Annotated in this window: 25 protein-coding genes and 1 tRNA gene; 15 read left to right on the top strand and 11 right to left on the bottom strand. The window is 58.0% G+C overall.

Going from position 1 to position 26095, the window contains the following annotated elements; genetic code table 11:
• Window positions 1-37 precede the first annotated feature (37 nt).
• The 3 genes from ACOTXD_RS11110 (at window position 38) to ACOTXD_RS11100 (ending at window position 1820) form a co-directional block, all read left to right on the top strand.
• The gene (locus ACOTXD_RS11110) at window positions 38-898 is read left to right on the top strand and encodes a pirin family protein (protein ID WP_003858066.1); all 861 of its coding nucleotides are present in this window, start codon (window positions 38-40) and stop codon (window positions 896-898) included.
• 19 nt (window positions 899-917) lie between these two features.
• Window positions 918-1595, top strand: a complete 678-nt coding sequence (locus tag ACOTXD_RS11105) for an isochorismatase family protein (RefSeq protein ID WP_003858068.1) — start codon at window positions 918-920, stop codon at window positions 1593-1595.
• A 137-nt stretch (window positions 1596-1732) separates the two neighbouring features.
• Window positions 1733-1820, top strand: a tRNA-Ser gene (locus tag ACOTXD_RS11100).
• A 476-nt stretch (window positions 1821-2296) separates the two neighbouring features.
• Here ACOTXD_RS11100 and phoH read toward each other — a convergent pair.
• From phoH to efeU, 4 genes are all read right to left on the bottom strand, one after another.
• Window positions 2297-3085: a phosphate starvation-inducible protein PhoH gene (gene phoH, locus ACOTXD_RS11095; protein WP_003858070.1), complete on the bottom strand. Its 789-nt coding sequence runs from the start codon at window positions 3083-3085 to the stop codon at window positions 2297-2299.
• A 499-nt stretch (window positions 3086-3584) separates the two neighbouring features.
• On the bottom strand, window positions 3585-4868 hold the full coding sequence (gene efeB, locus ACOTXD_RS11090; protein WP_003858074.1) for an iron uptake transporter deferrochelatase/peroxidase subunit: 1284 nt from the start codon (window positions 4866-4868) through the stop codon (window positions 3585-3587).
• Between the two features lie 3 nt (window positions 4869-4871).
• Window positions 4872-5999, bottom strand: coding sequence for an iron uptake system protein EfeO (efeO, locus tag ACOTXD_RS11085; RefSeq protein ID WP_061856364.1), 1128 nt, complete (start codon window positions 5997-5999; stop codon window positions 4872-4874).
• 40 nt (window positions 6000-6039) lie between these two features.
• On the bottom strand, window positions 6040-6873 hold the full coding sequence (efeU, locus tag ACOTXD_RS11080; protein ID WP_003858080.1) for an iron uptake transporter permease EfeU: 834 nt from the start codon (window positions 6871-6873) through the stop codon (window positions 6040-6042).
• 251 nt (window positions 6874-7124) lie between these two features.
• Between efeU and ACOTXD_RS11075 the strand changes: the two genes are divergently transcribed.
• Window positions 7125-8309, top strand: coding sequence for a NupC/NupG family nucleoside CNT transporter (locus ACOTXD_RS11075; RefSeq protein WP_023315790.1), 1185 nt, complete (start codon window positions 7125-7127; stop codon window positions 8307-8309).
• Window positions 8310-8391: 82 nt separating this feature from the next.
• Here ACOTXD_RS11075 and ACOTXD_RS11070 read toward each other — a convergent pair whose 3' ends face one another.
• On the bottom strand, window positions 8392-8811 hold the full coding sequence (locus tag ACOTXD_RS11070) for a DUF3574 domain-containing protein (RefSeq protein ID WP_023315789.1): 420 nt from the start codon (window positions 8809-8811) through the stop codon (window positions 8392-8394).
• Window positions 8812-8882: 71 nt separating this feature from the next.
• Entirely contained in the window at window positions 8883-10391 is a 1509-nt protein-coding gene (putP, locus tag ACOTXD_RS11065; RefSeq protein WP_003858085.1) for a sodium/proline symporter PutP, read from the bottom strand.
• A 422-nt stretch (window positions 10392-10813) separates the two neighbouring features.
• Here putP and putA point away from each other — a divergent pair, with 422 nt between their 5' ends.
• Window positions 10814-14776 carry a trifunctional transcriptional regulator/proline dehydrogenase/L-glutamate gamma-semialdehyde dehydrogenase gene (putA, locus tag ACOTXD_RS11060; RefSeq protein ID WP_421766411.1) on the top strand — a complete coding sequence of 1321 codons (3963 nt, stop codon included), beginning with the start codon at window positions 10814-10816 and terminating at the stop codon, window positions 14774-14776.
• A gap of 51 nt (window positions 14777-14827) precedes the next feature.
• Window positions 14828-15223: a lysozyme inhibitor LprI family protein gene (locus ACOTXD_RS11055; protein WP_032608981.1), complete on the top strand. Its 396-nt coding sequence runs from the start codon at window positions 14828-14830 to the stop codon at window positions 15221-15223.
• On the opposite strand, the gene rutR is transcribed toward ACOTXD_RS11055, so the two are convergent.
• A complete protein-coding gene (rutR, locus tag ACOTXD_RS11050) occupies window positions 15220-15858 on the bottom strand; it encodes an HTH-type transcriptional regulator RutR (protein WP_061856362.1) in 639 nt (212 codons plus the stop codon). The genes ACOTXD_RS11055 and rutR overlap by 4 nt on opposite strands.
• 245 nt (window positions 15859-16103) lie before the next feature.
• On the opposite strand from rutR, the gene rutA reads away from it, so the two are divergent.
• From rutA to rutG, 7 genes are read left to right on the top strand one after another with little or no spacing between them, the layout of a single operon-like run.
• Entirely contained in the window at window positions 16104-17195 is a 1092-nt protein-coding gene (gene rutA, locus ACOTXD_RS11045; protein WP_003858092.1) for a pyrimidine utilization protein A, read from the top strand.
• A complete protein-coding gene (gene rutB, locus ACOTXD_RS11040) occupies window positions 17195-17884 on the top strand; it encodes a pyrimidine utilization protein B (RefSeq protein ID WP_023324432.1) in 690 nt (229 codons plus the stop codon). Before rutA ends, rutB begins: the two co-directional genes overlap by 1 nt.
• An 11-nt stretch (window positions 17885-17895) precedes the next feature.
• A complete protein-coding gene (rutC, locus tag ACOTXD_RS11035) occupies window positions 17896-18282 on the top strand; it encodes a pyrimidine utilization protein C (RefSeq protein WP_032608979.1) in 387 nt (128 codons plus the stop codon).
• 7 nt (window positions 18283-18289) lie between these two features.
• Complete coding sequence (gene rutD, locus ACOTXD_RS11030) at window positions 18290-19090, top strand: pyrimidine utilization protein D (protein ID WP_061856361.1); 801 nt, start codon at window positions 18290-18292, stop codon at window positions 19088-19090.
• Between the two features lie 9 nt (window positions 19091-19099).
• Window positions 19100-19690 carry a malonic semialdehyde reductase gene (locus ACOTXD_RS11025; protein ID WP_058675228.1) on the top strand — a complete coding sequence of 197 codons (591 nt, stop codon included), beginning with the start codon at window positions 19100-19102 and terminating at the stop codon, window positions 19688-19690.
• A gap of 12 nt (window positions 19691-19702) precedes the next feature.
• Window positions 19703-20194, top strand: a complete 492-nt coding sequence (rutF, locus tag ACOTXD_RS11020) for an NADH-dependent FMN reductase RutF (RefSeq protein WP_015570873.1) — start codon at window positions 19703-19705, stop codon at window positions 20192-20194.
• Between the two features lie 21 nt (window positions 20195-20215).
• The gene (rutG, locus tag ACOTXD_RS11015; protein ID WP_061856360.1) at window positions 20216-21538 is read left to right on the top strand and encodes a pyrimidine utilization transport protein G; all 1323 of its coding nucleotides are present in this window, start codon (window positions 20216-20218) and stop codon (window positions 21536-21538) included.
• Window positions 21539-21648: 110 nt separating this feature from the next.
• Here rutG and ACOTXD_RS11010 read toward each other — a convergent pair whose 3' ends face one another.
• Entirely contained in the window at window positions 21649-22569 is a 921-nt protein-coding gene (locus tag ACOTXD_RS11010) for a DMT family transporter (protein ID WP_003858106.1), read from the bottom strand.
• A gap of 116 nt (window positions 22570-22685) precedes the next feature.
• The gene (locus ACOTXD_RS11005; protein ID WP_001273664.1) at window positions 22686-22856 is read right to left on the bottom strand and encodes a general stress protein; all 171 of its coding nucleotides are present in this window, start codon (window positions 22854-22856) and stop codon (window positions 22686-22688) included.
• Window positions 22857-23247: 391 nt separating this feature from the next.
• Here ACOTXD_RS11005 and wrbA point away from each other — a divergent pair, with 391 nt between their 5' ends.
• Both wrbA and ACOTXD_RS10995 read left to right on the top strand, forming a co-directional pair.
• A complete protein-coding gene (gene wrbA / locus ACOTXD_RS11000; RefSeq protein WP_006809323.1) occupies window positions 23248-23844 on the top strand; it encodes an NAD(P)H:quinone oxidoreductase in 597 nt (198 codons plus the stop codon).
• Between the two features lie 18 nt (window positions 23845-23862).
• A complete protein-coding gene (locus ACOTXD_RS10995) occupies window positions 23863-24090 on the top strand; it encodes a YccJ family protein (protein WP_006809324.1) in 228 nt (75 codons plus the stop codon).
• Window positions 24091-24122: 32 nt separating this feature from the next.
• Here the strand turns inward: ACOTXD_RS10995 and agp are convergent, their stop codons facing one another.
• Both agp and ACOTXD_RS10985 read right to left on the bottom strand, forming a co-directional pair.
• Window positions 24123-25364 (bottom strand): bifunctional glucose-1-phosphatase/inositol phosphatase, encoded by a 1242-nt coding sequence (agp, locus tag ACOTXD_RS10990; protein WP_032657984.1) that lies wholly within the window; start codon window positions 25362-25364, stop codon window positions 24123-24125.
• Window positions 25365-25456: 92 nt separating this feature from the next.
• Window positions 25457-25957: a DedA family protein gene (locus tag ACOTXD_RS10985; RefSeq protein WP_003858113.1), complete on the bottom strand. Its 501-nt coding sequence runs from the start codon at window positions 25955-25957 to the stop codon at window positions 25457-25459.
• Between the last annotated feature and the right edge of the window lie 138 nt (window positions 25958-26095).

Here is a 26095-nt window from a genome sequence, read left to right as displayed (position 1 = left end):
TAAGCTAATTCCATCAACAGGACATCAGGAGTTAATCATGAAAAACGTAACAGGCGTGTATACCGCACCTCGTCCGCACTGGGTCGGTGACGGTTTTCCGGTTCGTTCGATGTTTTCTTACCAGACGCATGGCGAGCCCCTGAGCCCGTTCCTGCTGCTGGACTACGCCGGACCGCATACCTTCCCGGCGGATGGCGCGAAACGCGGCGTGGGCGAGCATCCTCATCGCGGTTTTGAAACGGTGACCATCGTCTACTCAGGCGAAGTGGAGCACCGTGATTCAACCGGCAGAGGCGGCGTTATTGGTCCAGGTGACGTGCAGTGGATGACGGCGGGCGCAGGCATTTTGCACGAGGAGTTCCACTCCAGCGCGTTTTCGCAGAAAGGCGGTGAACTGAAAATGATGCAGCTGTGGGTCAACCTGCCCGCCAAAGACAAAATGGCGACGCCTGGCTACCAGAGCATCACTCAGGCGGATATCCCGGTGGTCACCCTGCCGGATAACAGCGGAACATTGCGCGTGATTGCTGGCCGCTTTGGAGAGGTAACCGGCCCGGCGCATACCTTCTCACCGCTGAACGTGTGGGATCTCGCGCTGCATCAGGGTAGCCACCTGACGCTTAATCAGCCCGAAGGCTGGAGCACGGCGCTGGTTGTCGTTGAAGGCAGCGTGACGGTGAACGGCACCACGCCTGCCGGTGAGGCGCAACTGGTCGTGCTGAGCCAGAGCGGTGACAAACTGCATCTCGAAGCCAGCAGCGATGCCAAAGTGCTGCTGATGGCCGGGGAGCCGCTGAATGAACCCATCGTGGGCTATGGCCCGTTTGTGATGAACAGTAAAACCGAAATCGCCGAGGCTATTCGCGATTTCAACTCCGGCCGCTTTGGCCAAATCTAAACGTAATAAGGAGCGCATTATGTCTACCCCTGCAAACTTCAACGGTGCACGTCCCGTTATTGACGTAAACGATGCCGTTATGCTGCTTATCGATCACCAGAGCGGGCTTTTCCAGACCGTTGGAGACATGCCAATGCCTGAGCTGCGCGCCCGTGCAGCGGCGCTGGCAAAAATCGCCTCGCTGGCGAAGATCCCGGTGATCACCACGGCGTCGGTTCCACAGGGACCAAACGGCCCGCTTATCCCGGAGATCCACGCCAACGCGCCGCACGCACAGTATGTCGCACGCAAGGGTGAGATCAACGCCTGGGATAACCCGGAGTTCGTGGCGGCGGTGAAAGCCACCGGGCGCAAAACGCTGATTATCGCGGGGACGATCACCAGCGTCTGCATGGCCTTCCCGTCCATCAGCGCGGTGGCGGACGGATATAAAGTGTTTGCGGTGATTGATGCCTCCGGCACCTACAGCAAAATGGCGCAGGAGATCACCCTGGCGCGCGTGGTGCAGGCAGGCGTGGTGCCGATGGACACGGCTGCTGTTGCTTCCGAAATTCAGCGCACGTGGAACCGTGAAGATGCGGGTGAATGGGCAGAGGTGTACACACACATCTTCCCGGCCTACCAGCTGCTGATCGAAAGTTACAGCAAAGCGCAGGACGTGGTGAAAAATAGCGAAGTGCTCGATTCGCAGCGTTAACCCTGCGCGCTGCGACATAAGCTGATTAAGGCTTAACCGAACAAGCACGAATGCTGAAAATCTGCTTGACCGTTTTAGCGCAACTCCCTATAGTAGCGCCCCGTTGCCCCCCAAGCGGTCAGGCAGCAAAACAATATGGTGAGGTGTCCGAGTGGCTGAAGGAGCACGCCTGGAAAGTGTGTATACGGCAACGTATCGGGGGTTCGAATCCCCCCCTCACCGCCATATTTGAAGAAGAGCTCGCATGAAAATACGGGCTTTTTTTTCGCATGTTGTACGCCTTTGGGGGGAATGAGAGCCCCCGACCGGGGTTCGACAACTGGCGCAGCCAGTTGGACAGACTGAGAGCGTAGCGAACAGGCTGCCCGCAGGGCGAGCGCAGCGAGTCAATCCCCCCCTCACCGCCATATTTGAAGAAGAGCTCGCATGAAAATGCGGGCTTTTTTTTCGCATGTTGTACGCCTTTGGGGGGAATGAGAACCCCCGACCGGGGTTCGACAACTGGCGCAGCCAGTTGGACAGACTGAGAACGTAGCGAACAGGCTGCCCGCAGGGCGAGCGCAGCGAGTCAATCCCCCCCGGTGCTATATGCAGCTCGGTGCGGCCTGAGCCCCTCACCCTAACCCTCTCCCCAGGGAAGAGGGGATAAAATGCACAAAAAACAAAGCCCGGTTTCCCGGGCCTTGAACACAACAGCATATTCAATAATACGCTTGTAGCGTGCGCTGGCAGAGCGCCGAGCGGACGCAGTCCTCTTTTGTGAAGCGGACCACCCCTATCATCTCATCTTCCTCAAAACGTGACATGGCATCGCTCAGGCCGGACTTCACGCCCGACGGCAGGTCACACTGGGTAATATCGCCGTTGACGATCACCGTCACGTTCTCCCCGAGGCGCGTTAAAAACATCTTCATTTGCGCAGCGGTCACGTTCTGAGCCTCGTCAAGAATAACGACCGCATTTTCAAATGTACGTCCGCGCATATAGGCGAACGGCGCGATTTCCACCTTGCCAATCTCTGGTCGCAGGCAGTACTGCATAAAAGAAGCGCCCAACCGCTTCACCAGCACGTCATAGACGGGCCTGAAGTACGGGGCAAACTTCTCGGAAATATCGCCGGGCAGGAAGCCCAGATCTTCATCCGCTTGCAGTACCGGACGGGTAACGATGATCCTTTCCACGTCCTTATGAATCAGCGCCTCCGCCGCTTTGGCGGCGCTGATCCAGGTTTTCCCGCATCCGGCTTCCCCGGTTGCAAAGATGAGCTGTTTACTCTCGATAGCATTCAGGTAGTGCGCCTGAGCTTCATTTCGCGCCACAATTGGCGATGCATCGCGGCTGTCCCGCGCCATGCCAATGGATTCTACGCCGCTCATCTGCACAAGCGAGGTGACCGATTCTTCTTCACGCTGTTTATGACTACGTGAATCCCGTCTCAGCACACGTTTTGCTTCGCGACGAGCTTTGATCACTGCTTTCTGTCTTCCCATGGATAGCACCTTGAGTTGTTGGTATTCATCACACGCGCCAGCATCGGCACGATTATGCGCACGAACATCAGAGGGTTGGCTTCCTTGTAAGCCATTGCTTGCATTACCGGATGACGATATACAACGGCTACGCGCACCGTTATGCACGTCGGTAGAAAAAGGTTGTTGAGGTGAAGGAGAGAATTTGGTGGTGAAGAAATCGCTGCCGGAGTCTGAGCCTCCGCGCCGGGTACTGCGGTTGATGTGTTTACCTTGTCCAGTACAGGACGCAACCATTCGCGATCTCCATAGTGAGTTAACATCACTGCCGGGAACTACCGCTGTCTTCTCTTAAGTACATCAGGAATTATCATAAATGCAACATTTGTTTTACCTGAATGCAACTTTTCGGACTGCCCTACATGGAAAATCAGTCTTATATAGAAATATTACAGAAATATAACAATAAGATAGTCTGGGAAAAAAATAATGTCCCCGCGAACTGTCGCAGGGACGATTATCAGGCTTCTATGAGACCCTGAGCGAGCCAGGCGTTCGCGTCACGCGCGCCGGGCAGGGCAAAGAAATAGCCGCCGCCGATGGGCTTAATGTACTCTTCCAGCGCTTCGCCGTTGAGCCGCTTCTGCACGGTGAGGAATCCCTTCTCCAGATCGTGCTGATAGCAGACAAACAGCAGTCCCATATCAAGCTGCCCGGAGTTGGTCACCCCCAGCGAGTAGCTGTAACCCCTGCGCATCATCAGGCTGGATTGCGTCTCTTTGGTGCGAGGATTGGCGAGGCGAATATGGCTGTCCAGCGCGATGACATCCCCGTTCGGATCGCGGGCGTAGTCGGGTTCATCGTGCTCGAGCTTCATGCCGAGCGGTGCGCCGGTTTGCTTATCGCGGCCGAAGATAGTCTGCTGCTCTTTCAGCGGCGTGCGGTCCCAGAACTCCACGTGAAACTGAATGATACGCACCGCCTGATAGCTGCCGCCCACCGCCCAGGCCGGTTCGCCCTGATCCGCCGTAACCCAGACCACCTTGTTCATCAACGCGGTATTGCTGCTGTCCGGGTTGGCGGTACCGTCTTTGAAGCCCAGCAGGTTGACCGGCGTCTCTTTCCCTTTACTGCGCGCGGCGTGGTCAGAGATAAAACCTTCCCGCTTCCAGCGCACGCTCAGCAGATCCGGGGTGTGCTTGATAATATCGCGCAGGGCGTGGATCACCGTATCCTGGGTATTAGCGCAGATCTGCAACAGCAGATCGCCGTGGCACAGCGCCGCGTCGAGAGAATCATTCGGGAATCGCGTCATTTTTTGCAGCGCTTTCGGCTTCTGCTTCGCCAGACCGTAGCGATCATCAAATAGTGATTCCCCCACCGACACGGTGATGGTCAGATTATCGGGAGCGATAAACGCCCCGAGGATCCCGGAATCCATCGGCGGCAGGCGCGGATTCGGTGTTTCCGGTGCCGGACCTCCGGCGGTGAGGAAGGCAATGCGCGTGGTTAATAGCCTGAACAGACGCTCAAGGTCGGCCTTATCACTCGCCAGCGAATCGAAAGCCACCAGCATCATCGAGGCCTGCTGCGGCGTCAGGATCCCCGCCTGGTGCTCACCATAAAACGGCTGCGTTTCCATACGCGCGTCCGGGGAGAGCGTGCCGGGGGCGCTTTGCGGTTTTGCCGCATGCGCCACCGGACAGCCGCCCGCCAGGGCAAACGCGCCGCCCAGCGCCCCTACCCCTTTTAACAACCGACGTCGGGAAGGTTCCGCCACGTCGTACTCGTCATGCTCGTTCATCGCTTAATCCAGACCCAATACGCCACGCAGCAGGGAGAGATCTTCCGCCAGCGTCGTAATCGGGCCTTTCAGCGCGTTACGATCAGCATCGGTCAGCTTGTCGTAGGTTTCGAACCCGTCTTTGGTGCGGTATTTCGCCAGGATAGCGTCAACTTTCTTAAAATTGGCATCCACTTTCGCCAGCAGTTCGCCGTTCTCTTTTTGCAACTGTGGCCGCAGCAGATCGACAATTTTCTGTGCGCCGTCGACGTTTGCCTGGAAGTCCCACAGGTCGGTGTGGCTGTAACGATCTTCTTCACCGCTGATTTTGCTGGCGGCTACTTCTTCAATCAGACCCGCTGCGCCACCCACCACTTTCGACGGTGGGAATGCCAGCTCGCTGATGCGTTTTTGCAGCTCCAGCACGTCGCTGTTGAGCTGCTCGGCGTATTTCTCCATCCCCCTGGTGGAGTTATCGCCAAACAGGGCTTTTTCCAGACGGTGGAAGCCGGTGAATTTCGGATCGGCGGCCTTCTGCTCGTAGTCGTCTTCACGGGCGTCAATGCTGCCATCGAGGTTAGAGAACAGCTCGGCAATCGGCTCGATGCGCTCGTAGTGCTGACGTGTAGGCGCATACAGGGATTTCGCTTTTTCGATATCGCCCGCTTTCACCGCGTCGGTAAAGGCTTTGGTGCCTGCCACCAGGTCCGCCGTCTCTTTGGTGACGTAGGCTTTATAGGCGGTAATAGCGTCGCCGAGACTCAGCAGCGCCGTGCCTTTGGCCGCGTCCGCCGTCGCTGCGCCTTTGACGATCAGCTTACCTTTCGGGTTAGTCAGCAGGCCGCAGGTCATGTCATATTCCCCGGGCTGAAGATTTGCGGTCATCTTCTGGCTGAAGCCCGGCGCGATATTCTCGCGCTCTTCCACCACCATCACGCCTTTCAGGATTTCCCACTCCAGCGCCTTCTGGCTGTGGTTCTGAATAATAAACTGGGTTTTACCGCTGTTAACCGTGATGGTCATCGGCTCACACTGTTTATCGTTGACGGTGACTTTGACCTGCGGAATATCTGCTGCCTGAGCGGCGAAGGCAGACACGAACAGCGCGGCGATGCCTGCGCATAACGCACTACGACGGAACTGAATGGCCATGACTCTTCCCTTTAAAAGTATGTTGTAACTAAAACAGCACTTACGGCGCAACGCGCGACGTCTGCGAGCCGGTACGTGGCGGCATAGCGAACAGGATCAGCGCCGGAACCAGATAGATAAAGTACATCGCCACTTCGCTGACGCTCGGCGTTTCCTGGTAGCCGAAGATCCCTTCGAGCAGGGTACCGGTCAGTGAATGGGTCGACAGGACGTTGCTGAGATCGAACGCCACGTCCTGGAAGTGGTTCCACAGGCCCGCTTCGTGGAAGGCGCGGATCGCCCCTGCCGCCAGTCCCGCGGCCACCAGCAGAATAAACAGGCTGGTCCACTTGAAGAACGCGCCCAGGTTAAGACGAATGCCGCCCCAGTAGAGCAGGAAGCCAAGCACAACCGCCGTGGCCAGCCCGAGCATCGCGCCCAGCGGCGGCCAGATGCCCACGTCCTGCTGAAAAGCCGCGAGCAGGAAGAACACGGACTCCAGGCCTTCACGCGCCACGGCGAAAAAGACCATCATGATCAGCGCCCAGCCGTGGTGGTTGCCTTTTTGCAGGGCGTTATCCACCGCCTGCTCAAGCTGTACCTTCACGTTACGGGAAACTTTGCGCATCCAGAACACCATCCAGGTGAGGATCACCACCGCTATTACGGCAACAATGCCTTCAAACAGCTCCTGCTCTTTCTGCGGAAATTCACCGGTGGTTTCGTTGATAAGAATACCCAGCCCCAGGCAGAGCGCCGCGGCAAGGAAAACGCCAACCCACATCACGCCAATCCAGCGTCCGCGCTGGGTACGCTTCAGATAACTGGCGATAAGGCTAACAATCAGGGCCGCTTCAAGGCCTTCACGTAACATAATGAGAAAAGGAACAAACATGCCGACACCTTAAATGTTTATCGCGGTCAACTGATGCAAAGAAAGGTAAATTCTTGTGATAGTGATTATCATTACGGCAACAAGAAAAACAAGCGAAATGTGTTGCGTTTTGATGACCAGATGTAAACGCATTGCGCAGTAATAATTGCCTGAGTAACCGTTGCGTTTATAAGGTATAACGAAAATGCCCATTTACGGTTAACCGGGGCTGTGGCTAAATGTCCACCTCGAAAACCAACTGAAAATAAACCATGTTTAAAATTGTCCATTTCCTGCTGGCGCTGGTGATTATTCTTGCGCTTGCCTGGCTGGTGAGTTTCGACCGCCGAAAAGTTCGTATTCGTTTCGTTTTACAGCTGATCGTGATTGAAATTGCGCTGGCGTTCTTTTTCCTGCATGCAGAAAGCGGTCTGTTTATTATTAAATACGTCTCCGGTTTCTTTGAGTCGCTGCTTAAATTCGCTGCCGAAGGGACGAATTTTGTCTTTGGCGGGATGGGTGAAAAAGGGCTGGCGTTTATTTTCCTTGGCGTGCTCTGCCCCATTATTTTTATCTCAGCGTTGATCGGTATTCTTCAGCACTGGCGCATTCTGCCGATCTTTATTCGGGTGATCGGGACGCTGCTGTCAAAACTGAACGGCATGGGCAAGCTGGAATCCTTCAACGCGGTGAGCTCGCTGATCCTCGGTCAGTCGGAAAACTTTATTGCCTACAAGGGCGTACTCGGGGATCTCTCCTCACGTCGTCTGTTTACGATGGCTGCCACGGCTATGTCGACGGTGTCGCTGTCGATTGTCGGGGCCTATATGACCATGCTCGACGCCAAATTTGTCGTCGCGGCGCTGATCCTGAACATGTTCAGCACCTTTATTATTCTTTCGGTCATTAACCCGACCCGCCCGGAAGCGGAGCCGGATATCAAGCTGGAAAAACTGCACGAATCCCAGAGCTTCTTTGAAATGCTGGGCGAGTATATTCTGGCCGGTTTTAAGGTGGCAATGATTATTCTGGCGATGCTGATTGGTTTTATCGCCCTTATTAGCGCCGTTAACGCCCTCTTCTCCAGCATATTTGGCATGAGCTTCCAGCAGATTCTGGGTTATGTGTTTTATCCGCTGGCGTGGCTTATTGGTATTCCGTTGAGCGATGCCTTAAACGCGGGGAGCATTATGGCAACTAAACTGGTGGCGAATGAATTTGTGGCGATGATCGAGCTGCAAAAAATTGCCCATCAAATGTCACCTCGCGGGCTGGGTATTTTGTCCGTGTTCCTGGTGTCGTTCGCTAACTTCGCTTCCATTGGCATTGTGGCGGGGGCAATAAAAGGTCTGAACGAGCAGCAGGGCAACGTGGTGTCGCGGTTTGGTTTGCGTCTGGTGTACGGCGCGACGCTGGTGAGCCTGCTTTCGGCGAGCTTTGCGGGGTTGGTGTTGTAAGTTTTGTGCGGTTAATGCCCGGCGGCGCTTCGCTTGCACGGGCCTACGATACTACAACGGCGGGATTTCCCGCCGTTTTTCATTAAAACTGCACGCACACCGGCTGGTCAACCCGCATCACCGACTCCTGCGCGAAGCGTGACTTATAGATCCCGCGCAACGCTTCAATATTCTTCTCACTCTGCGCATCTTTCCCGTGGATCAGCATCAGCGCCTTGCTCGGCTCGCGCGCCACCTTGCCGTCGTTACCCAGCCACTGACCACGGGCATCAAACACCGTTAAGCCATCGCGAAAACGCGGCGTCACGTCCTGGTCAACAAACTGCTGCCACTCGCTGCCGGTAATCTGCGCCCCTGCCGGGCGATTCAAGCCAAAATAGAGCGTGGTCTGCTGCATCTGGTTATCCGCTTTGCAGGTTTCCACCGGCACGTGCTGCGCGGGTGCGTTACAGCCCGCCAGCATCACGAATGCTGCCACCATTAACCCTGTTTTAATTCTCATTGATGAAGACTCACATAGGTGAAAGGACTATCCCCTCTCCCCACCGGGGAGAGGGTTGGGGTGAGGGGAGATTACTCAGCCTGAAGCTTAGTCGGCGGCGCAGTGTGGTAGTGCGCGTCGGCTTCCGCAAAGCGTTTCTGCATGGAGGCAGACGGTGCTTTACCCAGCAGGCTGAAGACCACGATACCGATGCTGCCGAAGATGAAGCCAGGAATGATTTCGTACAGGCCCAGCCAGGCGAACTGTTTCCAGACGATAACGGTCACCGCACCGATAATCATCCCCGCCAGCGCGCCGTTGCGGGTCATGCGTGACCACATGACGGAGAACAGGACTACCGGCCCAAACGCGGCACCGAAGCCCGCCCACGCGTAGCTCACCAGCCCCAGCACGCGGTTTTCCGGGTTTGCTGCCAGCGCAATCGCCACCAGCGCAACCAGCAGCACCATAAAACGCCCTACCCACACCAGCTCTTTCTGGCTCGCGCCCTTACGCAGGAACGCTTTGTAGAGGTCTTCGGTGATGGCGCTGGAGCACACCAGCAGCTGACAGCTCAGGGTGGACATCACCGCCGCCAGGATCGCGGAGAGCAGAATACCGGCAATCCACGGGTTGAACAGGATCTGCGCCAGCTCGATGAACACGCGCTCGGCGTTCTGGTTCACCGCGCCCGCCTGCGCCGGGTTGTTGTTAAAGTACGCAATGCCGAAGAAGCCAACCGCGCACGCGCCCGCCAGACACAGGATCATCCACGTCATGCTGATGCGACGCGCGTGAACGATGGTATGGTGAGAATCCGCCGCCATAAAGCGCGCCAGAATGTGCGGCTGACCGAAGTAGCCCAGGCCCCAGCCCATCAAGGAGACGATGGCCACGAAGTTCAGCCCTTTCAGCATATCGACGTTTTCGATGCTCTTCTGCTTGATCACTTCCAGCGATTCGCCAAAGCCGCCGACGGTGAAAATGACAATCACCGGAGTCAGGATCAGGGCGAAGATCATCAGGCTCGCCTGCACGGTGTCGGTCCAGCTTACCGCCAGGAATCCGCCCACGAAGGTATAGAGGATGGTCGCGGCCGCACCGGCCCACAGGGCGGTTTCATAGCTCATGCCGAAGGTACTTTCGAACAGACGCGCGCCCGCCACGATGCCGGAAGCACAGTAGATGGTGAAGAACAGCAGGATCACCACCGCAGAGATAATGCGCAGGATACGGCTGTTATCTTCAAAGCGTCCGGTGAAGTAGTCCGGCAGCGTCAGGGCGTTGTTGTTGGCTTCGGTATGCACGCGCAGACGGCCTGCCACCAGCTTCCAGTTGATCCACGCGCCGACGGTCAGGCCGATGGCGATCCAGCTTTCGGAGATACCGGAGATGAAAATCGCGCCCGGCAGCCCCATCAGCAGCCAGCCGCTCATGTCGGAAGCGCCCGCAGAGAGTGCGGTGACCATCGGGCCTAAGCTGCGCCCGCCGAGGATGTAGTCGTCAAAGTTTTTAGTGGAACGCCATGCCAAAAACCCTATCAGGATCATGCCAAAAATATAAACGAGAAATGTCACCAGCATCGGTGTGCTAATAGCCATTCAAATTCTCCAAAATGTCGAGCGACAACCGTCCGGGTTGCCTTGTTATGTCATCACCGGAACGTAGTGATGTGTGTATGTGTTTCCGTTGGGCGCGCTATCCTGCCGTATACGCATCCCACTGACAAACGATTTAACACTGCATTTACATGAATTTCATCACTGGTTTTATACGTCTTTCCTATAGGTTGCACTCGCTCACGCTTTTACGGGTTGCACCTTTAAAAAGTGTTAAGCACCGCATAAAAACTGGGCTCAGAAACGGCCGCACGTTCTTTTTCACAGCTAACTAATCGTTAACAATCCATTCATTTTCCAGCTTGCAGACCAGGTCACATTTAACACGGTTGCACAAAGTTGCAACATGGTGGATATTTCACGCTATCAACAGAACGCTATTACAGAACAACAGGAGTTTTGGCATGGGGATGACCACCATGGGGGTTAAGCTGGATGACGCTACCCGCGAACGGATTAAAACCGCTGCGACCCGCATCGACCGCACACCGCACTGGTTAATCAAGCAGGCGATTTTTAACTATCTGGAAAGACTGGAGAGTGAAGAAGGTCTGCCGGAGCTGCCTGCCCTGCTGGTGGGCGCAGCGAACGAAAGCGAAGAAGCCGCGACGGCCGTTGAGGAGAACCACCAGCCGTTCCTCGAATTTGCCGAGCAGATCCTGCCGCAGTCCGTCAGCCGCGCCGCCATTACCGGCGCCTACCGCCGTGCCGAAACCGACGCCGTGCCGATGCTGCTGGAGCAGGCGCGCCTGCCGGAAGCCGTTGCCGCTCAGGCGCACAGCCTGGCGTATCAGCTCGCCGACAAGCTGCGTAATCAGAAAACCGCCAGCGGACGCGCCGGTATGGTGCAGGGTCTGTTGCAGGAGTTCTCCCTCTCCTCGCAGGAAGGCGTGGCGCTGATGTGTCTGGCGGAAGCGCTGCTGCGTATTCCGGATAAAGCCACCCGCGATGCCCTGATCCGCGACAAAATCAGCAACGGCAACTGGCACTCCCACATTGGCCGCAGTCCGTCGCTGTTCGTTAACGCCGCCACCTGGGGCCTGCTGTTTACCGGCAAGCTGGTCTCCACCCATAACGAAGCCAACCTGTCGCGCTCCCTGAACCGCATCATCGGCAAGAGCGGCGAGCCGCTGATCCGCAAGGGCGTGGACATGGCGATGCGCCTGATGGGCGAGCAGTTCGTCACCGGGGAAACCATTGCCGAAGCGCTGGCGAACGCCCGCAAGCTGGAAGACAAAGGCTTCCGCTACTCCTACGACATGCTGGGTGAAGCGGCGCTGACCGCCGCCGACGCGCAGGCCTACATGGTCTCTTACCAGCAGGCGATCCACGCCATCGGTAAAGCGTCCAACGGTCGCGGTATTTATGAAGGTCCGGGCATCTCTATCAAGCTTTCCGCCCTGCACCCGCGCTACAGCCGTGCGCAGTACGACCGGGTGATGGAAGAACTCTACCCGCGCCTGAAGTCCCTGACCCTGCTGGCGCGCCAGTATGACATCGGCATCAACATCGACGCCGAAGAGGCGGACCGTCTGGAGATCTCCCTCGACCTGCTGGAAAAACTGTGCTTCGAGCCGGAGCTGGCGGGCTGGAACGGGATTGGTTTCGTTATCCAGGCCTACCAGAAACGCTGTCCGTTCGTCATTGACTACCTGATTGACCTGGCCAGCCGCAGCCGTCGCCGCCTGATGATCCGTCTGGTGAAGGGCGCCTACTGGGACAGCGAAATCAAACGCGCCCAGATGGAAGGTCTGGAAGGTTATCCGGTCTATACCCGCAAGGTCTATACCGACGTCTCTTACCTCGCCTGCGCGAAAAAACTGCTCGGCGTGCCGAACCTGATTTATCCTCAGTTCGCCACCCACAACGCCCACACCCTGGCGGCGATCTACAGCCTGGCGGGTCAGAACTACTATCCGGGCCAGTACGAGTTCCAGTGCCTGCACGGCATGGGCGAACCGCTGTACGAGCAGGTGACCGGTAAAGTGGCCGACGGCAAGCTGAACCGTCCGTGCCGAATCTATGCCCCGGTAGGTACCCACGAAACCCTGCTGGCCTACCTGGTGCGTCGTCTGCTGGAGAACGGGGCGAACACCTCCTTCGTTAACCGCATCGCCGATACCACCCTGCCGCTGGACGAACTGGTGGCCGATCCGGTACAGGCCGTTGAGAAGATGGCGGCGCAGGAAGGCCAGATTGGTCTGCCGCATCCGAAGATTGCCCTGCCGCGCGAGCTGTATGGTGCAGGTCGCGTCAACTCGGCGGGTCTGGATCTCGCCAACGAACACCGTCTGGCGTCGCTCTCTTCTGCCCTGCTAAACAGCGCATTGCAGAAGTGGCAGGCCAGGCCGATCCTTGAGCAGTCCGTTGAGGACGGTGAAATGCAGCCGGTGATCAACCCGGCAGAGCCGAAGGATATCGTCGGCTACGTGCGCGAAGCCACGGAAACGGAAGTGGAGCAGGCCCTGGAGAGCGCGGTGAACAACGCGCCAATCTGGTTTGCCACCCCGCCGCAGGAGCGTGCCGCCATTCTGGAACGCGCGGCGGTTCTGATGGAAGATCAGATGCAGCAGCTTATCGGCATTCTGGTGCGTGAAGCGGGTAAAACCTTCAGCAACGCCATCGCCGAAGTGCGCGAGGCGGTCGACTTCCTGCACTACTACGCCGGTCAGGTGCGCGATGATTTCGACAACGAAACCCACCGTCCGCTCGGCCCGGTGGTGTGTATCAGCCCGTGGAACTTCCCGCTGGCGATCTTCACCGGCCAGATTGCCGCGGCCCTTGCCGCAGGCAACAGCGTGCTGGCAAAACCGGCAGAGCAGACCCCGCTGATTGCCGCCCAGGGCATTAACATTCTGCTGGAAGCGGGCGTACCGGCGGGCGTGGTGCAGCTGCTGCCAGGGCGCGGTGAAACGGTCGGGGCCAAACTGACCTCCGATAACCGCGTACGCGGCGTGATGTTTACCGGTTCTACCGAAGTGGCCTCCCTGCTACAACGCAACATCGCCACCCGTCTGGATGCGCAGGGCCGTCCTACCCCGCTGATCGCTGAAACCGGCGGCATGAACGCCATGATCGTGGACTCCTCCGCACTCACCGAGCAGGTCGTCGTTGACGTGCTGGCCTCTGCCTTCGACAGCGCGGGCCAACGCTGTTCCGCCCTGCGCGTACTGTGCTTACAGGATGACGTGGCTGACCACACGCTGAAGATGCTGCGCGGTGCGATGGCGGAATGCCGCATGGGCAACCCGGGCCGTCTCACTACCGACATCGGGCCGGTGATCGACGCGGAAGCCAAAGCCAACATTGAAAACCACATTCAGACCATGCGTACAAAAGGCCGTCCGGTGTTCCAGGCGGTGCGCGAGAACAGCGAAGATGCCCGCGAGTGGCAGACCGGCACCTTCGTGCCGCCAACGCTGATTGAGCTGGCAAGCTTCGACGAGCTGAAAAAAGAGGTCTTCGGCCCGGTACTGCACGTGGTGCGCTACAACCGTAACAACCTCAACGAGCTGATCGATCAGATCAATGCCTCGGGTTACGGCCTGACGCTTGGCGTGCATACCCGTATCGACGAAACCATTGCCCAGGTGACCGGCAATGCTAAAGTTGGCAACCTGTACGTCAACCGCAACATGGTTGGCGCGGTCGTGGGCGTGCAGCCGTTTGGCGGTGAAGGTCTCTCCGGCACCGGCCCGAAAGCGGGCGGTCCGCTCTATCTGTACCGTCTGCTGGCAAACCGTCCGGAAAATGCGCTGGGCGTGACGCTGGCGCGTCAGGACGCGGAATATCCGGTGGATGCGCAGGTGAAAGCCGTGCTGACCCAACCGCTGGACGCGCTGATTAAGTGGGCTGAAAATCGTCCCGAGCTGCATGCGATTGCACAGCAGTACGGCGAGCTGGCGCAGGCGGGAACACAGCGTCTGCTGCCGGGTCCAACCGGTGAGCGCAACACCTGGACGCTGATGCCGCGCGAGCGTGTGCTGTGCGTGGCGGATAACGAGCAGGATGCGCTGGTGCAGCTGGCAGCCGCAACGGCAACGGGCTGTGAGGTGCTGTGGCCGGAAGATGCTCTGCATCGTGACCTCGCCAAACAGCTGCCAAAAGCGGTTTCGGCCCGCATTCGCTTTGCGAAGGCCGATGCCCTGCTGACCCAGCCGTTTGACGCGGTGATCTACCACGGTGATTCCGACCAGCTGCGCGAACTGTGCGAGCAGGTTGCGGCCCGCAGCGGTGCCATCGTTTCCGTGCAGGGCTTTGCGCGCGGGGAAACCAACCTGCTGCTGGAGCGTCTGTACGTTGAGCGCTCGCTCAGCGTCAACACCGCGGCGGCGGGGGGTAACGCCAGCCTGATGACAATCGGCTAACGCTGTGCTAATAAGGCTCCGGAGACGGAGCCTTATTTTATTGGGGAGTGTATGAAACGATATCTTATCGCAGGCGCAGCACTGCTGCTCAGCGCCGGCGCGCTGGCCGACGAGTGCGACAAAGCGACCACCCAGACAGAACTCAGTGCCTGTGCGGCAGAGCAGTACCAGGCTGCGGATAAAAAGCTCAACCAGACGTACCAGGCCGCCATCAAACGCGCGGCAGCCCCTCAGCGCGACCTGCTGAAAAAGGCGCAGCAGGCGTGGATCGGCCTGCGCGACGCAGACTGTGCGTTTATCGGTTCGGGTACGGAAGGCGGGAGCGTTCAGCCAATGATTGTGAACCAGTGTCTGGCGGAGAAAACCGCAGAGCGCGAAGCGTTTCTGGCCACGCTGATGCAGTGTGAAGAGGGCGACCTAAGCTGCCCTCTCCCACCGGGCAATTAACGCACGCGGATCCCTTCGATAATCATCCGCTGTACGTTTTCGAGGGTGCTCTGGAAAAACACCTCGTCCTGGAGCGTTTTACCGGTCACCGCCTCGACCTGGGCCGCGAAGTCAGCGTAGTGCTGGGTTGAGGCCCAAATCATGAAGATCAGATGATGCGGATCGACGGGCGCCAGTTTTCCGCTGGCGACCCATCCGGCAATAATGGCCGATTTATCGTCCACCAGCTGCTTTAGATCTCCCGTCAGCTCCGCCTGCAACAGCGGCGCGCCCTGCAACATCTCCAGACAGAACAGCCTGGATGCCTGCGGGTAATCACGCGATACCTCCAGCTTCAGCCTTATGTACTCCTCTATCGCCACCAGCGGGGCCAGCTCTTCGCGAAACGCCTTGAGAGGTGCCAGCCAGATATCGAGGATTTGCTGCATCACCGCCACATACAGCGCCTCTTTCGACGGGTAGTAGTAGAGCAGATTGGTCTTGGACACCCCGGCCTGCTCCGCCACCTGCTCAAGGCGCGTACCGTGAATACCAAACTGCGAAAATGTCTCCAGCGCAGCGCTGAGGATCGCCTGTTTCTTGGCGCTCACCGCCTGCGAACGTTTTCCGGGTGTTTTCACTGCGCCTTGTGTCATTTTCGCTCTCCATTTTCTGTCCTGCGCTCAGCATAGCAAAACCCCCGTCTCGCCACGACCTTCTGCACCCTCAGCGCGCATGAGTGCCTGTTTTCTGTGCAATGATTTTGACCATCTAGTCCACATTTTCGCTGTTAATTTCAACAACCATCATTTAACACCCTAATAACAAAGTGATTTTCAAAACTGGCACTGCCTTTGCAAAAACATCGTGACACCTGCGACGTAATGAAGAGAGGTTCGTGATGAAAATTGGCGTATTTGTACCGATCGGCAACAACGGCTGGCTTATCTCGACCACTGCCCCGCAATACATGCCGACCTTTGAGCTGAATAAAGCCATCGTGCAGAAAGCGGAGCATTACCATTTCGACTTTGCGCTCTCGATGATCAAGCTGCGCGGTTTCGGCGGTAAGACCGAATTCTGGGACCACAACCTGGAGTCCTTTACCCTGATGGCGGGCCTGGCGGCGGTCACCTCGCGGATCCAGATCTACGCCACCGCCGCCACCCTTACCCTGCCCCCGGCGATCGTGGCGCGGATGGCCTCCACCATCGACTCCATCTCCGGCGGGCGCTTTGGCGTTAACCTGGTCACCGGCTGGCAAAAGCCGGAGTACGAGCAGATGGGGATCTGGCCGGGGGACGATTACTTCTCCCGTCGCTACGACTACCTGACTGAATATGTGCAGGTGCTGCGCGATCTGTGGGGCACCGGCAAAAGCGATTTCAAAGGCGATTTCTTCACCATGAACGACTGCCGCGTCAGCCCGCAGCCGTCGGTGCCGATGAAGGTTATCTGCGCCGGGCAGAGCGACGCCGGGATGGAATTCTCCGCGAAATACGCCGACTTCAACTTCTGCTTCGGCAAAGGCGTTAACACCCCTGCCGCCTTCGCGCCCACTGCGGCACGCATGAAAGCGGCCGCCGATAAAACCGGGCGCGACGTGGGCTCCTACGTGCTGTTTATGGTGATTGCCGACGAAACCGATGACGCCGCGCGCGCCAAATGGGAACGATACAAGGACGGCGCGGATGACGAAGCGCTGAGCTGGCTGACCGAGCAGAGCCAGAAGGATACCCGCTCCGGCGCGGACACCAACGTTCGCCAGATGGCCGACCCGACGTCTGCCGTCAATATCAACATGGGCACCCTGGTTGGCTCGTATGCCAGCGTCGCCAGAATGCTCGACGAAGTGGCTGCCGTGCCCGGCGCCGAAGGCGTGCTGCTGACCTTCGATGATTTTCTCACCGGCGTGGAAACCTTCGGCGAGCGCATTCAGCCGCTGATGCAGTGCCGCGCCCACATCCCTGCCGTGACGAAGGAGGTGGCGTAATGACGACCCTCAACGCTCGCCCGGAAGCCATTACCTTTGACGCGCAGCGCAGCGCGCTGATCGTGGTGGATATGCAAAACGCCTATGCCAGTAAAGGCGGGTATCTGGATCTGGCCGGGTTTGACGTCTCCACCACGCAGCCGGTGATTGAGAACATCAAAACCGCCGTGCACGCTGCGCGCGCTGCGGGCATGCTCATCGTCTGGTTCCAGAACGGCTGGGACGACCAGTACGTCGAAGCTGGTGGTCCCGGCTCCCCCAACTTTCACAAATCCAACGCCCTGAAAACCATGCGCCAACGGCCAGAACTCCAGGGCACGCTGCTGGCGAAAGGCGGCTGGGATTATCAGCTGGTGGATGAGCTGGTACCGGAAGCCAGCGATATCGTACTGCCGAAACCGCGCTACAGCGGCTTTTTCAATACCCCGCTCGACAGCCTGCTGCGCAGCCGGGGCATTCGTCATCTGGTCTTTACGGGCATTGCCACCAACGTCTGCGTGGAGTCGACCCTGCGCGACGGCTTTTTCCTCGAGTATTTTGGCGTGGTGCTGGAAGACGCTACCCATCAGGCCGGGCCGGATTTTGCCCAGAAAGCCGCCCTGTTCAATATCGAAACCTTTTTTGGCTGGGTCAGTAACGTCAATGATTTCTGCGACGCGCTGAATCCCCCGCTCGCCCGCATCGCCTGAGGAGAACCGCTATGCCGAAATCCGTGATTATTCCGCCGGGCACCAGCACCCCGATTGCCCCCTTCGTTCCCGGCACCCTCGCCGACGGCGTGGTGTATGTCTCGGGCACGCTGCCGTTTGATAAAGACAACAACGTGGTATTTATCGATGACCCAAAGGCGCAAACCCGCCACGTGCTGGAGACGATCAAAACCGTGATCGAAACGGCGGGTGGCACGATGGAGGACGTGACCTTCAACAGCATCTTTATCACCGACTGGAAAAACTACGCCGCGATTAACGAAATCTACGCGGAGTTTTTCCCGGGCGATAAACCGGCGCGGTTTTGCATCCAGTGCGGGCTGGTAAAGCCGGACGCGCTGGTTGAAATTGCCACCGTTGCGCACATCGCGAAGTGAGGCCGCCATGAAACTGTCCATTTCCCCGCCCCCCTTTGCGGGCGCGCCCGTGGTGGTACTGATTGCCGGGCTCGGCGGCAGCGGGAGCTACTGGCTGCCTCAGCTCGCCGTGCTGGGGCAGGAGTATCAGGTGGTGTGCTACGACCAGCGGGGCACGGGGAATAACCCGGATACCCTGCCGGAAGACTACACCCTCGCACACATGGCCGACGAGCTCGCACTGGCGTTAGCCGGGGCAGGGATCGCCCGTTACTGCGTGGTCGGCCACGCGCTGGGGGCGCTGGTGGGCCTGCGGCTGGCCATCGATAAGCCCGACGCCCTTACCGCGCTGGTCTGCGTCAACGGCTGGCTGACGCTCAATGCCCATACCCGACGCTGTTTTGACGTTCGCGAACGTCTGCTGCATGCGGGCGGCGCGCAGGCGTGGGTAGAGGCACAGCCCTTGTTCCTCTACCCGGCAGACTGGATGGCCGCCCGTGCCCCGCGGCTGGAGGCCGAGGACGCGCTGGCGCTGGCCCATTTTCAGGGCAAAGCCAATCTGCTGCGCAGGCTGCATGCGCTGAAGCAGGCCGATTTCAGCCGCCACGCTGCACGCGTTCGCTGCCCCGTGCAGATTATCTGTTCCACCGACGATCTGCTGGTGCCGTCCGTCTGTTCTGATGAACTGCACGCCGTACTCCCGCACGCCCGTAAAACGGTCATGCGTCAGGGCGGGCATGCCTGCAACGTGACCGCGCCGGACAACTTTAACACTCTGCTGCTGAACGGGCTTGCCAGCCTGCTGCACAGCCCAGAACCCGCTTTGTAAGGAGTTTGAATGAGCGAAGCCATCACGCACGCCGCGCTGGAAACGCTGTTTACCGGCGCACGTACCCATAACGGCTGGCTGGATATACCGGTCAGTGACGAGACGCTGCGCGAGATTTATGACCTGATGAAATGGGGGCCGACGTCCGCCAACTGCTCCCCGGCGCGCATTGTGTTTGTGCGAAGCCCGGAAGGAAAAGAGAAGCTGCGCCCGGCGCTCTCCAGCGGCAACCTTGAGAAAACGCTCACTGCCCCGGTCACGGCGATTGTCGCCTGGGACAGCGAGTTTTATGAGCGCCTGCCTGAACTGTTCCCGCACGGCGATGCCAGAAGCTGGTTTACCGCAAGCCCCGCGCTGGCGGAAGAGACCGCCTTTCGCAACAGCTCAATGCAGGCCGCGTACCTGATTTTCGCCTGCCGCGCGCTCGGGCTGGACACCGGGCCGATGTCGGGTTTTGACCGGGAAAAAGTGGACGCGGCATTTTTCACGGGCACGCTACTCAAAAGCAATCTGCTGATTAACATCGGCTATGGCGATACGACCAAACTGTACGGACGCCTGCCGCGTCTGGCCTTTGACGATGCCTGCGGGCTGGCGTAAGGAGCGAACGTGATGACACCGGATAAACAAACCTTTCGCGACGCTATGGCCTGCGTCGGCGCAGCGGTCAATATCATTACCACCGACGGCCCGGCAGGCCTGGCGGGCTTCACCGCCAGCGCGGTATGCAGCGTCACGGATTCCCCGCCTACCCTGCTGGTGTGCCTGAACCGCGGCGCGTCGGTCTGGCCGATTTTCAGCGAGAACCGCACCCTGTGCGTTAACACGCTGAGTGCCGGACAGGAGCCTTTATCCAACCTGTTTGGCGGGAAAACGCCGATGGCGGACCGCTTTGCCGCTGCCCGCTGGCAGACAGGCGACACGGGCTGCCCGCGTCTGGAAAATGCGCTGGCCTCGTTCGACTGCCGCATCAGCCAGGTGGTGAGCGTTGGCACTCACGACATTCTGTTTTGCGACATCGTATCCATCGTACGCCACCCGGCGCCGCAAGGGCTGGTGTGGTTCGACCGCGGCTATCACGCACTTATGCGACCCGCCTGTTAATCCGCATTCAGGAGACAGATCATGTTCGGACTTCCCCACTGGCAGTTGAAATCGACCTCCACAGAAGCAGGCGTGGTCGCGCCGGATGAAAGGCTCCCGCTCGGGCAGACCATGGTGATGGGCGTGCAGCATGCGGTCGCGATGTTTGGTGCGACGGTGCTGATGCCCATGCTGATGGGGCTGGATCCTAACCTCGCCATTTTGATGTCGGGTATGGGTACCCTGCTGTTCTTTTTTGTCACCGGCGGGCGTGTGCCCAGCTATCTGGGCTCCAGCGCCGCCTTCGTTGGGGTGGTCATTGCAGCGACCGGGTTTAACGGTCAGGGTATTAACCCCAACCTGAGCGTGGCCCTCGGCGGCATTATCGCCTGTGGGCTGGTCTACACCCTGACCGGTCTGGTGGTGATGAAAGTCGGCACACGCTGGATCGAGCGGATGATGCCCCCCGTCGTCACCGGGGCGGTGGTGATGGCGATAGGCCTGAACCTCGCGCCGATTGCGGTGAAGAGCGTTTCCGGCTCACCGTTTGAAAGCTGGATGGCGGTGATTACGGTGCTGTGCATCGGCGTGGTGGCGGTCTTTACGCGCGGCATGATCCAGCGGCTGCTGATACTGGTCGGGCTGATTGCGGCCTGTCTGGTCTACGCGCTGCTGGCGAACGTGTTCGGCCTCGGCAAACCGGTTGATTTCACACTGATTCATCAGGCTGCCTGGTTCGGCATGCCGCACATAACCTCGCCCACCTTTAACGCTCAGGCGATGATGCTCATCGCGCCTGTCGCGGTGATTCTGGTGGCTGAAAACCTGGGCCATTTGAAAGCCGTAGCGGGAATGACCGGCCGCAATATGGACCCGTATATGGGACGGGCGTTTGTGGGAGACGGTCTGGCGACCATGCTCTCCGGCTCGGTCGGCGGCAGCGGCGTGACGACCTACGCGGAAAACATCGGCGTGATGGCAGTAACCAAAGTCTACTCGACGCTGGTCTTCGTGGCGGCGGCGGTGATGGCGATGCTGCTCGGCTTTTCCCCAAAATTCGGCGCATTGATCCACACCATCCCGGCACCCGTGATTGGCGGCGCCTCGATTGTGGTATTTGGTCTTATTGCCGTCGCGGGGGCACGTATCTGGGTGCAGAATCATGTTGATCTGAGCCAGAACGGTAACCTGATCATGGTGGCGGTGACACTGGTGCTGGGGGCGGGTGATTTCGCCCTGACGCTGGGCGGGTTTACGGTAGGCGGGATTGGCACGGCGACCTTCGGCGCGATCCTGCTCAACGCCCTGCTGAGCCGCCGGAAAAGGAATGTACCGCAAGGAAAAGCCATCACCCCTTCCACCTGAAATACGTGCCGCATTCTTGCCGGGTGACGCTACGCTTACCCGGCCTACAATTGGCAAGTAGGCCCGAGCAAGCGAAGCGCCGCCGGGCTAAACGGACAGGGTGCGCGTTGTTAGCTATCTGCCCCTTGTTCAGCGCTCAATCCGGCAGTCGCCTTACGTCGTTTTTTTAACTTCAACTCGCTCACCAGCACCCCGGCGATAATAAATGCCGCGCCCACCAGCGCCAGCAGCGGCAGACGCTCCCCGGCGAGTCGCCCGAAAATACCCGCCCACACCGGTTCACCGGTGTAAATGACCGTCGCCCGTGTCGGGGATACGCTGCGCTGCGCCCAGTTCATGGTAACCTGGATAATGGCGCTGAAAATGCCCAGCCCCAGCGCCACGACGATAAGCCCGGTAGACATCGGCGGGACGGACTCCCCTGCCGGCACCATCGTCGCGAACGCCACCAGCGACGCGGTGGCAAGCTGCACCACCGTCACCCGCTTGACGTCCACTTTTCCTGCCCAGGCGCTAATCAGAATAATTTCTGCCGCAATGGCGACGGCCCCCACCAGAGTGATGATCTCCCCCGGCCCCAGCGCCAGCAGATTATTTTCCGGCCCGGCTAATAAAATAAGGCCGATGAACGCCAGCACGATGCCAATGCACGACATCAGGCCCGGCATTCTGCCGAGGCACAGCCACTGCAACAGCGGCACCAGCGGTACGTACATGGCGGTGATGAAGGCGGATTTACTGCTGGAGATAGACTGGAGCCCCCACGTTTGCAGGCTGTAACCCATGGCAATCGCCACGCCAATGGCGACACCCGCTTTAAGCTCTCTCAGGGTCAATCCGCGCAGGGTTTTCAGTGAAATAAGCGCCACGGCAACCGCAGCGGTTGCAAAACGCAGCCCTACAAAGAAAAACGGATCGCTCATCGTGACCGCGTACTGAACGGCAAGAAAGGTTCCGCCCCAGAACATGGTGATCAAAATCAGGATGGCTTCCTGAGGCTTAATGGAGAAGGTAAAACGGGAAACGGACATGGGACACCAGCACGAAGAATCAATCCTGTAGTGTGCGATGCCTTTGATGACAGTTCAATGTAGCAGACATAAAAAAACCGCCGGGAAACCCGGCGGCAGAGAGTTAACCCGGCGTACTACTTGTTGCTGCCGTGGCTATTTTTACCCCCTTTTTTACCAGCCTCTGATGCGCGCTGAGGGTCGTTTTTAAAGTTGCCCCCGCTAGACTGGCCACCTTTACGACCTGCTTCTGATGCTCTTTCACGGTCTTCAGCGAAATTACCTGAACCACCACGATGGTTTGCCATCTCTAACCTCCAGAGTGTGAAACATTAGACATCATATTGCATTCAGTAAAAGAGGATTCTTTCACCTCGCGGCTCAAGGACAGTGCCTTTATCTGTGCCGCGTGAAACTAAGCTTAGTGTAATGCGGCTATCCGGCAAGCGAGAGGTAATATTCTGCAACATGATCTCAGCCTTTCGTATGAAATATTGAGGAAGTCATTCATAAGCCATTCTTATATTTTGAAAAATCCGCGCCGCGAAAGTTGTTTCATTTTGCTACAAAGCACGTAACGAAAAGATATTGTTATATATCAAAGAAATGCCGTTCATTTTTGCAGTCTGGCTGTGATGTCATATCTTTAAAGGAACGCAGCGATCCGCTGTAAGAAAAACCAACGAGGAGTGATGCAAAATGGCAAAAGTTCTGGTGCTCTATTATTCCATGTATGGACACATTGAAACCATGGCTCACGCAGTAGCAGAAGGCGCAAACAGAGTAGACGGCGTTGAGGTCGTGGTTAAACGCGTACCGGAAACCATGCAGGCGGAAGCCTTCGCCAAAGCCGGGGGGAAAACACAAAACGCCCCGGTCGCCACCCCGCAGGAGCTCGCGGACTATGATGCCATTATCTTCGGCACCCCGACCCGCTTCGGCAATATGTCCGGCCAGATGCGCACCTTCCTCGACCAGACGGGCGGGCTCTGGGCCTCCGGCGCGTTATACGGCAAGCTGGCCAGCGTGTTCAGCTCTACCGGCACGGGCGGCGGCCAGGAGCAGACGATCACTTCCACCTGGACAACGCTTGCGCATCATGGGATGGTCATTGTGCCGATTGGCTACGGCGCGCAGGAACTGTTTGATGTCTCCCAGGTCCGTGGTGGTACGCCCTATGGCGCAACAACGATTGCCGGTGGGGATGGTTCACGTCAGCCAAGCAATGAAGAACTTTCAATCGCCCGCTATCAGGGTGAATACGTCGCGGGTCTTGCCAAAAAACTGAACGGCTAACCTAACAGGAGGACAAGTATGCCAACTCAAGAATCCAAAGCTCACCACGTGGGCGAATGGGCAAGTTTACGCAATACCTCTCCGGAGATTGCCGAAGCCATCTTTGAAGTCGCCAATTATGACGAAAAGCTGGCTGAGCAGATTTGGGAAGAAGGCAACGATGAAGTGCTGGTTCGCGCCTTCGAAAAAACCGACAAAGACTCGCTGTTCTGGGGCGAGCAAACCATCGAACGTAAAAACGTCTGAACGTTCCCCCCGCCCACGCGGGGGGGTATTTTCTATTTCGCCGCGTTATCCATCACCGCATTGAATTTATCGACAGGACAGAAGCCGTTGCCATCCACCGGACAGCCCTTCAGCTCCAGCGTCACGCGCTGCGCAGGGGATTGCAGCGACAGTACGCTGGCGTTACGCAGCTGATCTGAACTCTGGTAAACATACTCAATTTTCATCAGCTCCTGGTTAGTGTTTTTATCATGCCAGCGCTGGAAGACAATTTTACCGCCAATCGGGGTTCTTTCCTGCTGGTCGTGCAGCTGATAAGGCCTGAAGTCCAGCGCGGTCAGCAGCGAGGCGATGTTAGAGTCGTGCCCTACCAGCAGGGTGATTTTTGGCGCTTTTGCCTGGTCGGTCACCAGCGCTTTATCAATGTACTTCACCAGCGGTTTAGCCACGTTCTGCGCCACCTCCGTCGACGTAAACAGCGAGTCCTGATAGCCGTTTTTCAGCTTCGACAGCACGCGCCACTGCTGATCGGTTTTGATTTCCCCCCAGGCAACCTGGTCTGTCGGGAAGCCTTCGTAATACTGTAGCGTGAAAGCATCTACCAGCGAGTTACCCACCTTCAGCGGCCCGGAGACGCCCGGCTCTTTTTCATAATCGGCGCTGAACGTATCTTTCGCCTCCGTCAGGGAGCAGACTTTTTTCTCCTTGCAGGACGGCGAGTCGCTGTAGTTTGTCAGCTGTTCCAGCAGTTTGTAGCTTTCATCCAGCTGCATTTTCTGCCGTTCCGTCTCCATCGCTTTCAGCGCTTTCTCGCGAAACTCAGGGGAGTTATCGGTAATGACCGGATTGAAGGTGGGGTCCATGGTGCCCATTTTTTCCTGGTGATGCACAGGAACATCGCACCCGGGGAACGCGCCGGTGATAAAGAACTGCGCGGTCGCCACGGTGCGCTGGAGGCTGTTGGCGTAGGCATAGACGGTATCCGCTGGCGGGCATTCACCCGTCTTCACCATCCCCTGCTCTGCCAGCCACTCGCGCATATAGTGACCCATATACACTTCCAGTACGCCACCTTTGGTGGTGAGCTGTCCACCCGGGACGTCCCACTCCGGCCACTGCTTCGGCGTGGACTGCTCCAGCACGCTGCCGTTATTGGCAAGCGGCGCGCGCAGGTTGTGGCGGCTCATGATGAGCACCTGTTCCAGCTGATAGCCATCCGGCGTGTCCTGTGCCTGCGCCCCAAACGTCACTGAAAGCGTTCCTGCCACGGCGACAGCGAGTAGTGCTTTTCTCATCCCTTTTTCCTCATGCGTTTTTATCGTTACGCTGAGTGTGACAGACTGGTGACCGTTTTTTCGGGAAGCATTTCTCAAACTGATGAATACGTTCAGATGCTGATGCCGGTGACGATGCCGACATACAGCGCCGCCCATGCGCAGGCTGACAGCAGGCTAACGACGTAAACCTTCATCGCGCTCATCCTGAGCATGCCGGCCGCCAGCGGCACGATATAACGCAGCACCGCCAGGAAACGCGACGTGAACAGCGCGACTACGCCGTTCTTTTGCAGCTGATGCTGTACCCGCAGAATCTTATCGGCATGTTTTGCGGTGAGGCGTGACACCAGCCGGGTATGCCCCATCAGCTGGCCGATATGGTAATTCAGCACCGAACCTGCCGTAGCGCCCATCACCACCGCCAGCCACGTCATTCCGGGATGCAGACTCGACTGGCTGACGGCGATCCCCGCCATCAGCATGACCGATGCGGGCGGCAGCACCGAGGAGACCAGCACCGTCGATTTACTCAACGCCATAACAACGAGCAGCGCGAACAGATGCGTCGGATAATGCGCAAAATGATCCAGCAGCGTGTCCAGCCATGCCATTTTACTCTCTCCGGTAACAAATGAATTCTCCATTTAAAAAGAAAACAGTTAAATAAAACCTCAACATGCGTTTAATACTATTCATTTAAACCGTTCTTCAACATTATTAAAATTCCTCAGCAGCAGTTTTAAATAAGC

The organism is Enterobacter cloacae complex sp. CDL013, assembly GCF_049238805.1.
GTDB classification, from domain to species: Bacteria; Pseudomonadota; Gammaproteobacteria; order Enterobacterales; family Enterobacteriaceae; genus Enterobacter; species Enterobacter hormaechei_C.
Note: the sequence above shows the minus strand (reverse complement) of the source record. Positions and strands in the feature narration are given on the sequence as shown.

Coding starts and splice junctions, on each gene's coding strand:
- phoH (WP_003858070.1), bottom strand. CDS start 3,085: ATGGGAAGACAGAAAGCAGTGATCAAAGCTCGTCGCGAAGCAAAACGT.
- efeU (WP_003858080.1), bottom strand. CDS start 6,873: ATGTTTGTTCCTTTTCTCATTATGTTACGTGAAGGCCTTGAAGCGGCC.
- ACOTXD_RS11110 (WP_003858066.1), top strand. CDS start 38: ATGAAAAACGTAACAGGCGTGTATACCGCACCTCGTCCGCACTGGGTC.
- efeB (WP_003858074.1), bottom strand. CDS start 4,868: ATGAACGAGCATGACGAGTACGACGTGGCGGAACCTTCCCGACGTCGG.
- ACOTXD_RS11010 (WP_003858106.1), bottom strand. CDS start 22,569: ATGTCCGTTTCCCGTTTTACCTTCTCCATTAAGCCTCAGGAAGCCATC.
- ACOTXD_RS11070 (WP_023315789.1), bottom strand. CDS start 8,811: ATGAGAATTAAAACAGGGTTAATGGTGGCAGCATTCGTGATGCTGGCG.
- ACOTXD_RS11105 (WP_003858068.1), top strand. CDS start 918: ATGTCTACCCCTGCAAACTTCAACGGTGCACGTCCCGTTATTGACGTA.
- wrbA (WP_006809323.1), top strand. CDS start 23,248: ATGGCAAAAGTTCTGGTGCTCTATTATTCCATGTATGGACACATTGAA.
- rutR (WP_061856362.1), bottom strand. CDS start 15,858: ATGACACAAGGCGCAGTGAAAACACCCGGAAAACGTTCGCAGGCGGTG.
- agp (WP_032657984.1), bottom strand. CDS start 25,364: ATGAGAAAAGCACTACTCGCTGTCGCCGTGGCAGGAACGCTTTCAGTG.
- rutD (WP_061856361.1), top strand. CDS start 18,290: ATGAAACTGTCCATTTCCCCGCCCCCCTTTGCGGGCGCGCCCGTGGTG.
- rutF (WP_015570873.1), top strand. CDS start 19,703: ATGACACCGGATAAACAAACCTTTCGCGACGCTATGGCCTGCGTCGGC.
- ACOTXD_RS11025 (WP_058675228.1), top strand. CDS start 19,100: ATGAGCGAAGCCATCACGCACGCCGCGCTGGAAACGCTGTTTACCGGC.
- ACOTXD_RS10985 (WP_003858113.1), bottom strand. CDS start 25,957: ATGGCATGGCTGGACACGCTGCTGGATCATTTTGCGCATTATCCGACG.
- ACOTXD_RS10995 (WP_006809324.1), top strand. CDS start 23,863: ATGCCAACTCAAGAATCCAAAGCTCACCACGTGGGCGAATGGGCAAGT.
- efeO (WP_061856364.1), bottom strand. CDS start 5,999: ATGGCCATTCAGTTCCGTCGTAGTGCGTTATGCGCAGGCATCGCCGCG.
- rutG (WP_061856360.1), top strand. CDS start 20,216: ATGTTCGGACTTCCCCACTGGCAGTTGAAATCGACCTCCACAGAAGCA.
- ACOTXD_RS11075 (WP_023315790.1), top strand. CDS start 7,125: ATGTTTAAAATTGTCCATTTCCTGCTGGCGCTGGTGATTATTCTTGCG.
- putP (WP_003858085.1), bottom strand. CDS start 10,391: ATGGCTATTAGCACACCGATGCTGGTGACATTTCTCGTTTATATTTTT.
- rutA (WP_003858092.1), top strand. CDS start 16,104: ATGAAAATTGGCGTATTTGTACCGATCGGCAACAACGGCTGGCTTATC.
- rutB (WP_023324432.1), top strand. CDS start 17,195: ATGACGACCCTCAACGCTCGCCCGGAAGCCATTACCTTTGACGCGCAG.
- ACOTXD_RS11005 (WP_001273664.1), bottom strand. CDS start 22,856: ATGGCAAACCATCGTGGTGGTTCAGGTAATTTCGCTGAAGACCGTGAA.
- putA (WP_421766411.1), top strand. CDS start 10,814: ATGGGGATGACCACCATGGGGGTTAAGCTGGATGACGCTACCCGCGAA.
- ACOTXD_RS11055 (WP_032608981.1), top strand. CDS start 14,828: ATGAAACGATATCTTATCGCAGGCGCAGCACTGCTGCTCAGCGCCGGC.
- rutC (WP_032608979.1), top strand. CDS start 17,896: ATGCCGAAATCCGTGATTATTCCGCCGGGCACCAGCACCCCGATTGCC.